Here is a 12,694-nt window from a genome sequence, read left to right as displayed (position 1 = left end):
GTTTTATACACAGTCTCGTTCTGACGGATATCGCGAGCGGATGGACTGAAGCGGCGCCGATCCTAGTCCGGGAGAGCACGATGGTAGTTGAGACGCTCGAGCGACTCCGCGCCGGGTTGCCGTTCGCCTTGCGTGCAGTGGATGTCGACAACGGCACTGAGTTTGTGAACGAGAGGCTGATCGAGTACTGCTTGGGGCATGGAATCGAACTCACGCGATCACGACCCTATCGAAAGAACGACCAAGCATGGATCGAGCAGAAAAATGGCGCTGTTGTACGAAAGCTAATGGGCTACAGGCGCTTCGAGGGCCTAGCGGCCGCGAGGGCGATATCTCGTCTCTACGGGGCATCCAGACTGTTCGTCAACTTCTTCCAACCCTCTTTCAAATTGGCAGCCAAACACCGGGAGGGAGCGAAGGTGTCCAAGCGCTATCATCCTCCGCAGACGCCGTGTGAGCGGCTTCTGCAGACGGATAGTATCCCGATAGAGGCCAAGCAGAAGCTGGCCGAGATCTCAGCGGAACTTGACCCGCTAAAGCTTCTGGAGGAAATGCGCGCGGTTCAGGCCTATTTAGCTGCGTTGGCGGACGGCGAATCGCCCCCACCGATGACCTCTGAGCCTCCAGATCTTGCCTCGTTCGTGTCGAGCCTATCGAGCGCCTGGCGCGCTGGAGAGATCCGCCCAACGTTCTCGATCGGTGCGAAACCACGTTATCTTCGAAGCCTGCAAAGGATCTCGCCACAACCCCCTGTCGCCGCGCTTCCTGCGGCGACCACGCTCCGAACTCCGCCCATTACCGCCACGAAGCTGCTGGATAAGCCGCGGCTTGTATATGCCGAGCGACGTGCGAGCGCTCAAGCTCTGCGCATGGCGTGGCCGATCGTGTGTCGGCGGCTGGAGGGGCTTCCTAATATCAACACCAAGCAGCTCTTTGAGGAGTTGTGTCTCCAGTTCCCAGGCCGCTTCGGTTCGAAGCAGTACAGAACGCTCCTACGTCGCGTCAATCTCTGGCGCGAAGACGCTCTTGCTCGGGGTGTCACCATCGGCCCAAAGACGTACCGACGGTACAGCGACAAGCCGCGCGGTCGTCGTCCCGACATGTTCAAAGATCACTGGGCAGAAATCGTTCAGTGCCTTGAAGCCAATCCGGATCAGACCGCTCTTGAACTTCTGATCGAGTTCCAAGCGAGATACCCTGGGCGATACGGCCTCCACCAACTTCGTACGTTGCAGAAGCGAGTCAAGGCATGGAGGCAAGAAGCAGTCGGTCGGCTCATCTGTGGAGTTGGCGACCTGCCGGACAGCGTCCATTCCTTCCGCCGTGCTCAGTGAGACTGCCAGCGCGTCAATGGCGACGGTAACAGCGTTGCTGAGGCATTCGGTAACAAAATTACGTGAGGCAACACGACACACTGGCTGCTGTATGACGTCCTTTAAGGCCATCTGTTCGCTGGCCGGAGACATCCTGGGACGCGACCATCACTTGCACATTAGACTGCCGACTCCATTCGTGCAGTGCCGATTCCATAGCCTGTGGCGCAATGTCAAAGTCCGCACTTTGGCTCATCGCATCGGCCGCAAACGTCATGGATGCTGAAACGCACAGAAGCATCAACAGCATTGGGAATGAGAATCGTCGCAGTCCAATTCTGGAAATTGGTGCCTCACCACGGGTGAGGTGATCGGTTGCCATGGCTGTCCCCTTATCGTTGGTTTCAATAGCCACCGCCGTCCCACGCCCCATTGCGAAGGGACCGCTCATTCCAAAGGATCTCCGTATCAGCTTGCGGGCAGCGGAAGATGCTGCGCCGTGTTCTTTTATTTGAGCTGACATGCGCCTCCTTCTGACACATGTCCTCATCGTGGCGTTCTAACTAAGAATCGACGTTTCCGCCGACTAACTCTGAGGGAGCGCGATCAATAGAACCTTCCACTGCCGCGAACTCGTGTCTACAAAACAAGACATTCGATCGGCACGAAAAGGACAAACATTCGAAATGAAGGCGATGAATATGTGACTGCAGATCGCGGATTACCGGGCCAATCCCACCAGTATCACGCCCATAGGCATTGCGGCCACGCCAAACAGCCCAACCGGCGATCTGCTCTTAAGGCCTTCTTGGTTCAGCTACAACGCGCGTCCGAATCTGCACGCGCGCTTCATCGTTTCTCACGACTTCGATCTGCTGAAAGGTCTGCTCGAGACCGGCGACCCATTCGTCGATGTCACTCGCGAACACTGTGCCCGAATACAAAAGATTGCCAACGGCAGGATCATCGAGGATGAGTTGTCGGCGTGAGTACCGATTTATATCTTCGATCACATGCTTGAGTGGTTCACTCCTGTACTTGAAGCGTCCATTGCGCCAGGCAAGCGATGTGTCCACTTCGGCAAGACGAACCGGGCTTATTTTTCCCTGCCCATCATAGGTGACCTCTTGCCCACGAGCGATCCGTTGTGGGGCCGGAGGTGCAGCAGTGCTTGGTTCATCTCCCGCCCATGGCCCTTCTCCCCTATCTCGCTCTCCACTATTTCCCATCGAGTCGCTTGAGGCTGGTGGCGCGACTTCCACGATACCTTCAGTGACCGTCACGACCACATCGCTGTCCTGACGATGGTGGACGTTGAATGCGGTCCCCACTGCAGTGATGGTCCCTCCGGCCGCGCTGACCTGGAATGGGCGCTCCGGATTCTTCGCAACATTGAAGTGAGCCTCGCCACGGTCGAGAGCGACCGAACGAGTGCTCTTAGTGAAGTTGGCAGTGATGGACGACTGAGCACCGAGTTGAATGCGAGTGCCATCCTCGAAAACAATCTGCTTGTGTTCGCCAAGACCGGTTTCAACGACCACGGTACGGTCAGGCGAACTGGCCCAGAGCGACCGAATGTAGGGTTGCAGTTGCGGAAATGCCAGCATGGTGAGCGCTAAGACAGCCGCTGCTGCTGCCAGACCCAAACCTCGGAAGAATAGTCGTCGTTTATCCGCGCCGGCTGCCCCGCCAGCATGCCCCGTTGTGGGTCTGGTCAATCGCCACATGGCGACTGAAACTGAACCGTTATATTGGTCTGCGGCGCGCTCCTCGGCAGTGGCGATCGGCAGATCGGGAACTTCCTCTACGATCTGCCAGATACGCTCCACCGCATCGAAGGCCTCCCGATTCTCGGGAACCGCCTCCCACTTCTTCCAGCTCTCGAGCACTCGCTCTGAAAGCTCCGCATGCTGAAGCGTCACGAACCAACGCGCCGCCTCTTGGCGCCGCTGCTCACGCGCGCCGCCGATGGAGTTCTTGCTTCCGGTCGACTCTTGATTCATCGCGAGCCTCCCTGCGTCGCGGCTGACTCAACTGCTGCCATGAGATGAGCAAGCGCGCGTGCAATGTTGCGTCTGATATGACGCGGGGTGATCTTGAGCCGCCGTGCCGCGTCGTCAACGCTCAGCTCTTCAAGACGAACGAGGCGGAATGATTCGCGGCAGTTCGGGGGCAACTCGTTCAAGGCCCGATAGACAATGGCGATCTCTCGATCGCCTGCCCAGGCCCGCTCTGGCGAGCGGCTATCTTCAAAGGAGGTATCAAAAAACACGATCTCATCGTTCCGCCGCCGCTGAATCCGCTGCTTTATCCTGTTCTTGGCAAGGTTGGCGGCGGTCCTGAACAGATACCCCTGCAGAAAATGTACCGTCTCGGGATGATCGAGGCCCAGCAACTGGACGTAGGCTTGTTGGGCAACCTCCTTGGCCTCCTCTTGGGAGTGAAGCCGCACCCGGAGGTATCGCACGAGCGACTCGTTGTGCTCGCGGAATAGTCGACCTACATGTTGCTCATGGGTCTCGCCCGAATGAGATTCGTCCGCATTCTCACTCTGCGAAACTGGCTTGTCAGCTGAGACTTGGCTAGTCATGCGGCAACGGCCACGGCTATCCCTGCCCCAATGACAACTGAGGTCCGGACGAAGGACCTACGCGAGCCCAGGAGAACGAACTGTGTTCTTTCTAGGGAAGATACTTACATGGACGGCGGAGGGCGGCCAGAGCAACCGAGCTTGGACCGACTGCCGATCGAGGACAGTCACTCAGACCGTGGCTCGGAAGTTCTGTTTCAGGAAACCGACCGAATTGCCAGTCGACGGCGGCACCATGGCTGACTCAAGCGCTTGTTGAACGCTTCCATGCGCCGGAGGGCTTCGGCCCGATGGGGTCGCCGACACCAAGCCTGGTAGCGCCGAAGCTGGGCGGGTGTGAGCGGACCCTCTTCCTTACGCAGCATCCATAGGGCAGCCTGCTCATTGATCTGCTGCAACTCCTTTCGGTCGACGCTAGATTCCACCGTGGTGATCCCCTGGATAAGGATTTCGACTGGATCGTGAGTGCGGGTCCCTGCAACAGCGTATCTGCGGCGGCACCTTAGAGAATCGACTCAGCACTCTGTGTATTACAAACAATTCGACGCGATCGTCTTGTCGTCTCGAGTCCGAAAATGACCATGAGACCCGCCGATAATATGAGCGGCCCCATACCGCTGTGTTACGGCGATTCGGTAATTAAGCACAAGCCACAACGCTTGTGACATTGGGGAAAGGGACTTCTAAGAGTAGCTTTCTCAAGCTGTCGGTCAGAAAAGAAACCCCGCCAGAGGCGGGGTTTGAAGATCAGCCAGGTCAGTCCCCGACGTCACATCGATCGATTCGATCGAGCGAGCCGCATCAGCCGCTCCGCTCCATCACCTCATCCACACTTCGAATCCCCACAATTCAGACAGGTCATGCATCCATCCATCAGCACCACCGCCGCGGTGCTGCACTTGGCGCACAGCTGGGCGCCTTCGGGGAAGTGGCTCTTGGCGAAGGCGTCGACCTGCTTGTTGCGCGCCTCGAACTCGGCCTTCTTCTCCTCGATGAGCTTCTTGCGCTCGTCGTCCAGCTCGGGCTTCTTCAGCAGGCCGATGGTCTGCAGGTGCTTTTCGATCACGTAGCCGAGCTCGGCGATGATCGAGGGCATGAACTTGCCGCCGCTCTGCCAGTAGCCGCCGCGCGGGTCGAACACGGCCTTCAGCTCGTCCACCAGGAAGGTCACGTCGCCGCCCTTGCGGAACACAGCCGAGATGATGCGCGTCAGCGCCACGATCCACTGGAAGTGATCCAGGTTCTTGGAGTTGATGAAGATCTCGAACGGCCGGCGCTGCTCGTGGCGGGTGCCTTCGTTCAAGATGATGTCGTTGATGGTCACGTACATGGCGTGATCCGACACCGGCGTCTTGATCTTGTAGGTCGAGCCGATCAGTACGTCGGGGCGCTCGACCTTCTCGTGCATCCAGACGACGTTCGATTCCTTTTCCTTCTCGGGCGCAGGCGCGGCGGCTTTTTCGGCCGCGGCCTTGTCCTCGGGCTTCTCGACCCGGTACTTGATGATCTTCTTGTCGATCTTGGTGGAGCTCATGTTCGAAACCAGCGGTTAGCGGTTGGTGGTTAGCGGTTGGGGCGGAAGGGGCACAGCGGTCTGCTCGACCATCCGCTAACCGCCAACCGCAATCCGCTTTTCCTAAAACTTGCCGTAGTAGCCTTCTTTGAGCGCGTCGAAGAGATTGGCGGCGGTGTGCTTCTCGCCGTCGTACTCGATCTCCTCGTCGCCGCGCACCTTCATTTCCGTGCCGTCTTCCAAAGTGAACACGTAGGTGGTGTTCTTCAAGTCCTCTTCCTTGACCAGCACGCCCTGGAACGCTTCGGGGTTGAAGCGGAAGGTGGTGCAGCCCTTCAGGCCCTGCTCATAGGCATACAGATAAATGTTCTTGAAGTCCTCGTACGGATAATCCGTCGGCACGTTGGCCGTCTTGGAGATCGAGGAATCCACCCACATCTGGGCAGCCGCCTGAATGTCGACATGCTCCTTGGGCGTGACTGTATCCGCCGTGGTGAAGTAGTCCGGCAGCTTTTCTTCCGGCTTGTTCGAGTTCGGCATGGCGCGCGGATTGATCATCTCGCGATAGGCCAGCAGCTCGAACGAGAACACGTCGACCTTCTCCTTGCTCTTCTTGCCTTCGCGAATCACGTTGCGGAAGTAGTGATGGGCGAACGACGGCTCGATGCCGTTGGAGGCGTTGTTCGCAAGCGACAGCGAGATCGTGCCGGTCGGCGCGATCGAGCTGTGATGCGTGAAGCGCGCGCCCACTTCGGCCAGCTCGTCGACGAGTTCCGGCGCCGCCTCGGCAACGCGCTGCATGTAGCGGCTGTAGCGAGCATGCAAAGTGCGGCCGTGAATCTTCTGACCCACGCGCCAGCCATCCTTCGCCATCTCGGGACGCTTGCGAAGCATCTCCTGAGTGACTTCGAACTCCTCGAGCATGATGGGCGCCGGGCCTTTCTCACGCGCCAGATCGAGACCCGCTTCCCAGCCCGCCAGCGCCATTTCGCGCGACACGTTCTGGGTGAACGCCACGGACTTCTTCGAGCCGTACTTCATGCATTGCATGGTGATGGCCGAGCCGAGGCCCAGGAAGCCCATGCCATGGCGGCGCTTGCGAGTGATCTCGTCGCGCTGCTGGCCGAGCGGTAGGCCGTTGATCTCCACCACGTTGTCCAGCATGCGCGTGAACACCTTCACGACCTTGCGGAACTCTTCCCAATCGAAACGCGCGTCCTCGGTGAAGGGATCGAGCACGAAACGCGTGAGGTTGATCGAGCCGAGCAGGCACGAGCCATACGGCGGCAGCGGCTGCTCGCCGCAGGGATTGGTCGCGCGAATGTTTTCGCACCACCAGTTGTTGTTCATCTCGTTGACGCGGTCGATGAGCACGAAGCCGGGCTCGGCGAAATCGTAGGTGGACGTCATGATCACGTCCCACATACGCTTGGCCGGCAGCGTCTTATAGATCTTGCAGCAGACCAGGCCGGCGTCGTTCACGACATAGCCGTCCTTGGTCGGCCACTCGCGCCACACATACTTGCTGCGGTCGTGGAAATTCTCGTTCTCGCCCGCTTCGCTCAGGCGCACCGGGAAGGCGAGCTGCCAGTCCTGTTCGTTCTTCACCGCCTGCATGAATTCGTCGGTGATCAGCAGCGACAGGTTGAACTGACGCAGCCGGCCGGCTTCGCGCTTGGCGCGGATGAAATCCATTGCATCGGGATGGCCGATATCGAATGTGCCCATCTGCGCGCCGCGCCGGCCACCGGCCGAAGAGACGGTGAAGCACATCTTGTCGTAGATATCCATGAACGACAGTGGGCCCGAGGTGTACGCGCCGGCGCCCGAGACATACGCGCCCTTGGGGCGCATGGTCGAAAATTCATAGCCGATGCCGCAGCCAGCCTTCAGCGTGAGGCCCGCTTCGTGGACCTTCGCAAGGATGTCATCCATCGAGTCGAGGATGGTGCCCGACACGGTGCAGTTGATGGTCGAGGTCGCGGGCTTGTGCTCCTGGGCGCCCGCATTCGAGGTGATGCGTCCGGCGGGAATGCAGCCCTTGCGCAAGGCCCACAGGAACTGCTCGTACCAGTGCTCACGCACCTCGTCCTTTTCCACGTCGGCGAGCGCGCGGGCGACACGTTTATATGTGTCGTCCATGGTCCGGTCGATGGGCGTGCCATCTTTCGCGGTCAATCGATATTTTTTGTCCCAGATATCCAGCGAGGCTTCCTGGAACGGAATGCTGTTGACATCCATGGGCTCAAGTTTGATTGCGGTGGTCTTCATGCCGGCCAAGAACTCCGGATTGCGTGTCGGGTGGGCCAACTGTCCCCAATTGACGTTCCCGGAACTGCTGCCCCCGAAGCCCCTCACAAGCCCGGCTGGCAGTCCATCTGACCCATACAGTTCACCCGTACGGTGGTGTTTTTCTCTTCCGCAGCGAGCACTACATATTGTGTCAGGGGGCCAAGCCTAGACCTGCCATCTGAAGCCGTCAAGAAACCCTCCGTCGAAAAATAGCGCATAAAACCCAATCTGAATCAGTGGGTTACAAGCTTTCGCAGAAGGATCTCGGCGCTGCCGAAAAGAGGTGGCCAGTATCACCCCAACTGCGGCAAACCACAACATCTTGTGTCCACCCGGAATGCACTGTAAGCGCACAACTTATCCACATGGTGCCCACCGGACTGTGCACATCCCACCCGCAAATCCCTCGTGCTGCATGTGCATGCAACGCTTGGCACCCGGTCGGCGTTCGTCCCGGGCTCAATCGGGGCGCATCCACCGCCAGCTCGGCGCAAATTGCTCCATCGGGCCGGATTGCCCCTAGAATCCGGGCCTGGAAATTCGAACCCCAAACCCATTGCCCCAACCCATAGTTCATGGTCTTCGCTAGCGCGGCCCGCAAAGCCGCCTTCCACTCTAGGATCGCTTCATGAGACAGGTCTGGTTTACGTGCCACAAGAAAGTGGCGGCGCTGCTCGCCACGACGGCTTTGCTCTACAACGTGGGCGCCGTCGCGCAGCTGCCCGAAAAAGTCGGCGACACGCCGGTTCCCTCGCTGGCGCCGATCGTGAAGAAGGCTTCGCCCGCCGTGGTGAACATCGCCACACGCGGCACCGTGAGGGAGCAGCGGCCTCGCAATCCTTTGCTGGAAGATCCGTTCTTCCGCCGCTTTTTCGATGCTCCAGAGATGGGGCCGCGCGAGCGACAATTCCAGAGCGCCGGCTCGGGCGTGATCGTCGATGCCAGGAATGGCTACATCATCACCAACGCGCACGTCATCGAGAACGCCGACGAGATCACGGTGACCCTGCTCGATGACCGCCAGGTCAAAGCCGAGATCGTCGGCCGCGACAAGCCTTCGGACGTGGCCGTGCTGAAGGTCAACGCGAAGAACCTGGTGGAGATGCCGCTGGCCGATTCGTCCAAGGCGGAAGTGGGCGATTTCGTGCTGGCGATCGGCAATCCGTTCGCGCTGAATCACACCGTCACCTCCGGCATCATCAGCGCGCTGGGCCGCTCGGACAACAACCCCGAGTCGTATCAGGACTTCATCCAGACCGACGCGCCCATCAACCCGGGCAATTCCGGCGGCGCGCTGGTGGACCTCAAGGGCCAGCTGGTGGGCATCAACACCGCGATCTTCTCCGGCAGCGGCGGCAACATCGGCATCGGCTTCGCCATTCCTTCGAACATGGTGAAGGCGGTGATGTCGCAACTCGTGCAATACGGCGAGGTGAAGCGCGGCATGCTGGGCGTGCAGCTCTCCAACAACTTCACGCCGGGCATCGCCGAGAACCTTGGCCTGGAAAATGCCCGCGGCGCGCTGGTGTCGCAGGTCATCGAAGGCTCGCCCGCGGACAAGGCCGGGATCAAGGCCGGCGACGTGATCACTTCGATCAATGGCCGCAACGTGGCCAATGCCAGCGAGCTGCGTAACACCATCGGCCTGCTTCGCATTGGTGAAAAGGTCGAGCTCGGCCTGATTCGCGACGGCAAGCCGCGTCGCGTGAGCGCGGTGATCGGCGAGCGCGACAGCGCCGATGCCGAGAACTCGGCGCAGATTCATCCGGCCTTCGAAGGTGCCGCACTGACGAACGCGGCCAACAACGCCGGCGTGCTGGTGGAAAATGTCGCCAATGGCAGCCCGGCACAGCAGGCCGGCCTGCGCGCGAATGACATCATTCTGGCCATCGGCCGCGTTCGCGTTACGACGGTGGATCAGCTGCGCCAGGCGGTGAACGGCGCGACAGCCTTCGCGCTCACGATCCGTCGCGGCAACTCGACGCTGGTATTTACGATCCAGTAAGCCTATGCCGGAAGCGGTTGGCGGTTAGTGGTTAGTGAACCTCCTACACCAACCACCAACCGCTAACCGCTAACCGCCCCTTGACCTTGCCACCATGGCAAGGTTCATCATGCCGGCATGTCCACTGCGAGGATGGTCATGCCTGTCACCAAGCCGCGTGCGGAGCTCTCCAAGGCCAGGGAACAGGGCTACTACAGCATCGGCAAGGCTGCCGAATTGTCGGGAATCACGCCCAAGATGATTCGTCACTACGAATCGATGGAACTGATTCCCAAAGCCAGCCGTACCGCTGGCGACTACCGCGTCTACTCAGCCGCGGACATCCACACGTTGCGCTTCATCCGCCGCGCCCGAGGGCTTGGCTTTTCCATGGACGAGATCGGTACGCTGCTCGGTCTGTGGCGCAACCAGCGCCGTGCCAGCGAACAAGTGAAGCGCCTGGCTTTGAAACATATCGCCGAGCTCGATCACAAGATCGCGGAGCTGCAATCGATGCGAGCCGCGCTGGCCGAATTGGCGGATCATTGTCACGGCGATGACCGGCCCGAGTGCCCGATCCTCGCGGACCTGGCCGGCATGTCGCTGTCGGAGTGAGAAGAACATGACGCAACATCATCATTCCGATTCCAAACACAACCAGCCGTCGTGCTGTTCTTCCGCCAACAAGCATGCACACGCGGAGCAGCACGCACCCAAGGTGGAACCTGATCAGCACTGCTCGCATCACGCGAAAGCCGAGCAAGTTCATGTGCCGCCAGCGCAGCATTCATGCTGCTCGCATGCGAGCAAGCACGAGCATCACACAAAGCCTGCGCACGACGTTCCGATGCCGGAGGGAACGATCTATACCTGCCCGATGCATCCGGAGGTGCGGCAAGTAGGCCCGGGCAGCTGTCCAAAGTGCGGCATGGCGCTCGAGCCCGAGATGCCAAGCGAGCACGTGGACGATACCGAGCTACGCGCCGTCCGACGAAAATTCTGGATTTCGCTTGCGCTGGCATTGCCGGTGGTCGTCATCGCGATGGTCCCGCATTTCTTCGATGTGGGGCTGTCGCACGCCACCGCGCGCACGTTGCGATGGTTCGAGCTGATTCTCAGCGCACCCGTCGTGTTGTGGGCGGCGGCGGGCTACTACAAACGCGGCTGGCAAGGCGTGATGCATCGTGCGCCTAACATGTACACGCTGATCGGGCTCGGCATCTGCATCGCGTTTGCTTACAGCTTGATCGCGACCTTCCTGCCGAACGTCTTCCCAGTGGAGTTGCGAGATCATCACGGCATGATCGGCGTGTACTACGAGGTCGCGGCGTCGATCGTGACGCTCGTGCTCCTTGGCGAGTGGCTGGAATTACGTGCGCGCGGTCACACCAGCGCCGCTATCCGGCAACTTCTTGGCCTCGCGCCAAAGAATGCGCGCCGCATCGATGCGGACGGAACCGAACATGACGTGCCGCTGGGACACGTGCATGTGGGCGATCGATTGCGCGTCCGCCCCGGCGAGAAGATTCCGGTGGACGGCCGCGTGGCCGACGGACATTCCAGCGTCGACGAATCCATGCTCACCGGCGAGCCCATGCCGGTGGAAAAGTCAGTGGGAGATCGCGTCACCGGAGCTACCGTCAACCAGACGGGCACATTGATCGTTATTGCGGAACGCGTCGGCGCACAGAGCCTGCTATCTCAGGTCGTGGCTCTCGTTGCACAGGCCCAGCGTTCGCGCGCTCCACTGCAACGTCTGGCCGATAAGGTGGCGGCTTGGTTCGTGCCAAGCGTCATCTTGATTTCCATCGTTACTTTCGCCGTGTGGTGGCTCATCGGTCCCGAACCGAAACTCGCCTACGCGTTGGTGAACGCGGTGGCCGTGCTGATCATCGCGTGCCCTTGCGCCTTGGGCCTGGCAACGCCGATCTCCATCATGGTCGCGAGCGGTCGCGGCGCGCAGCTCGGCGTCCTGTTCAAGGACGCGCAAGCGATCGAGAGCCTGCGCAACGTCGATACTTTGGTGCTCGACAAGACCGGCACGATCACCGTGGGTCGCCCGACCCTCCACAAAGTCATTGCGCAGAATGGTTACTCGGAAGCGCAGGTTCTCGGTTGGGCCGCGGGACTCGATCATGCCAGCGAGCATCCATTGGCGCGCGCAATCGTTGCGGGAGCGCAAGAGCGCGGCATTCAACTCCCGCCCGTGTCCAACTTTCATTCGGTCACTGGACAAGGCGTCCGTGGCAACGTCGAGGGCGATGCGCTCGCGTTAGGAAACGAAGCACTGATGAATAGCGTCGGCGCGACGGTTGACGCACTCGCCGATCAAATCGCAGAGCTTCGAAGCGAAGGTCGCACGGTGGTCTTTCTCAGTGTCAACGGCAAGCTCGCCGGCGCCATCGCGGTGGGCGATGCAATCAAGGACACGACAGCAAGCGCGCTGCAAGCTCTCAAACAGGACGGCCTTCGACTGGTGATGCTCACGGGCGACAACGAAGCTACCGCGCGTGCAGTCGCCAGGCATCTGCCCATCGACGAAGTCATTGCTGGCGTGCAGCCGAAAGATAAGGCGGAGGTCATTGCAGGCTTGCAGGCACAAGGCCGGCGCGTCGCCATGGCGGGCGATGGCATCAACGATGCACCCGCGCTAGCCAGGGCTGACGTCGGAATCGCCATGGGCACCGGCACGGATATCGCGATGGAAAGCGCTCACGTGACCCTGGTCAAAGGCGATCTCACCGGAATCGTGCGTGCACGCCGCCTGAGCCGCGCGACGGTAAGAAACATTCGTCAGAATCTGATCTTCGCGTTCGGCTACAACGCGCTCGGCATTCCTATCGCCGCGGGCCTGCTCTATCCCCTCACCGGCTGGCTGCTGAGCCCGATGCTCGCCGCGGTGGCGATGAGTCTCTCGTCGGTCTCGGTCATCACCAACGCGCTGCGGCTTCGTTGAGCCGATGCCAGAAGTGACTAGTGACTAATGAATAATGAATAATGAA

General features: G+C 60.1%; 9 protein-coding genes. 4 read left to right on the top strand and 5 right to left on the bottom strand.

Annotated elements, in window-relative coordinates; all coding sequences use genetic code 11:
- On the top strand, positions 1 to 1,334 hold a 1,334-nt coding region (locus VGE08_RS20640), incomplete at its 5' end, for a transposase family protein (RefSeq protein WP_331069810.1).
- Between the two features lie 776 nt (positions 1,335 to 2,110).
- On the opposite strand, the gene VGE08_RS20635 is transcribed toward VGE08_RS20640, so the two are convergent.
- The 5 genes from VGE08_RS20635 to VGE08_RS20620 all read right to left on the bottom strand — a co-directional run bounded on the left by VGE08_RS20635 (position 2,111) and on the right by VGE08_RS20620 (position 7,687).
- A complete protein-coding gene (locus VGE08_RS20635; RefSeq protein ID WP_331069809.1) occupies positions 2,111 to 3,316 on the bottom strand; it encodes a FecR family protein in 1,206 nt (401 codons plus the stop codon).
- Entirely contained in the window at positions 3,313 to 3,903 is a 591-nt protein-coding gene (locus VGE08_RS20630) for a sigma-70 family RNA polymerase sigma factor (RefSeq protein ID WP_331069808.1), read from the bottom strand. The genes VGE08_RS20635 and VGE08_RS20630 overlap by 4 nt, the downstream gene beginning before the upstream one ends.
- A 197-nt stretch (positions 3,904 to 4,100) precedes the next feature.
- Positions 4,101 to 4,328 (bottom strand): FecR/PupR family sigma factor regulator, encoded by a 228-nt coding sequence (locus tag VGE08_RS26635; protein WP_414717518.1) that lies wholly within the window; start codon positions 4,326 to 4,328, stop codon positions 4,101 to 4,103.
- Between the two features lie 398 nt (positions 4,329 to 4,726).
- Complete coding sequence (locus VGE08_RS20625) at positions 4,727 to 5,437, bottom strand: hypothetical protein (RefSeq protein WP_331069807.1); 711 nt, start codon at positions 5,435 to 5,437, stop codon at positions 4,727 to 4,729.
- Between the two features lie 102 nt (positions 5,438 to 5,539).
- A complete protein-coding gene (locus tag VGE08_RS20620) occupies positions 5,540 to 7,687 on the bottom strand; it encodes an adenosylcobalamin-dependent ribonucleoside-diphosphate reductase (RefSeq protein WP_331069806.1) in 2,148 nt (715 codons plus the stop codon).
- A gap of 649 nt (positions 7,688 to 8,336) precedes the next feature.
- Between VGE08_RS20620 and VGE08_RS20615 the strand changes: the two genes are divergently transcribed.
- From VGE08_RS20615 to VGE08_RS20605, 3 genes are all read left to right on the top strand, one after another.
- A complete protein-coding gene (locus tag VGE08_RS20615) occupies positions 8,337 to 9,713 on the top strand; it encodes a Do family serine endopeptidase (protein ID WP_331069805.1) in 1,377 nt (458 codons plus the stop codon).
- A 138-nt stretch (positions 9,714 to 9,851) separates the two neighbouring features.
- A complete protein-coding gene (cueR, locus tag VGE08_RS20610; RefSeq protein WP_331069804.1) occupies positions 9,852 to 10,307 on the top strand; it encodes a Cu(I)-responsive transcriptional regulator in 456 nt (151 codons plus the stop codon).
- Between the two features lie 7 nt (positions 10,308 to 10,314).
- The gene (locus VGE08_RS20605) at positions 10,315 to 12,648 is read left to right on the top strand and encodes a copper-translocating P-type ATPase (RefSeq protein ID WP_349258755.1); all 2,334 of its coding nucleotides are present in this window, start codon (positions 10,315 to 10,317) and stop codon (positions 12,646 to 12,648) included.
- Positions 12,649 to 12,694: the final 46 nt, after the last annotated feature.

The sequence above is a fragment of the Steroidobacter sp. genome, from assembly GCF_036406195.1.
Lineage (GTDB): Bacteria > Pseudomonadota > Gammaproteobacteria > Steroidobacterales > Steroidobacteraceae > Steroidobacter.
Note: the sequence above shows the minus strand (reverse complement) of the source record. Positions and strands in the feature narration are given on the sequence as shown.

Coding starts and splice junctions, on each gene's coding strand:
- VGE08_RS20635 (WP_331069809.1), bottom strand. CDS start 3,316: ATGAATCAAGAGTCGACCGGAAGCAAGAACTCCATCGGCGGCGCGCGT.
- VGE08_RS20630 (WP_331069808.1), bottom strand. CDS start 3,903: ATGACTAGCCAAGTCTCAGCTGACAAGCCAGTTTCGCAGAGTGAGAAT.
- VGE08_RS20625 (WP_331069807.1), bottom strand. CDS start 5,437: ATGAGCTCCACCAAGATCGACAAGAAGATCATCAAGTACCGGGTCGAG.
- VGE08_RS20620 (WP_331069806.1), bottom strand. CDS start 7,687: ATGAAGACCACCGCAATCAAACTTGAGCCCATGGATGTCAACAGCATT.
- VGE08_RS20615 (WP_331069805.1), top strand. CDS start 8,337: ATGAGACAGGTCTGGTTTACGTGCCACAAGAAAGTGGCGGCGCTGCTC.
- cueR (WP_331069804.1), top strand. CDS start 9,852: ATGCCTGTCACCAAGCCGCGTGCGGAGCTCTCCAAGGCCAGGGAACAG.
- VGE08_RS20605 (WP_349258755.1), top strand. CDS start 10,315: ATGACGCAACATCATCATTCCGATTCCAAACACAACCAGCCGTCGTGC.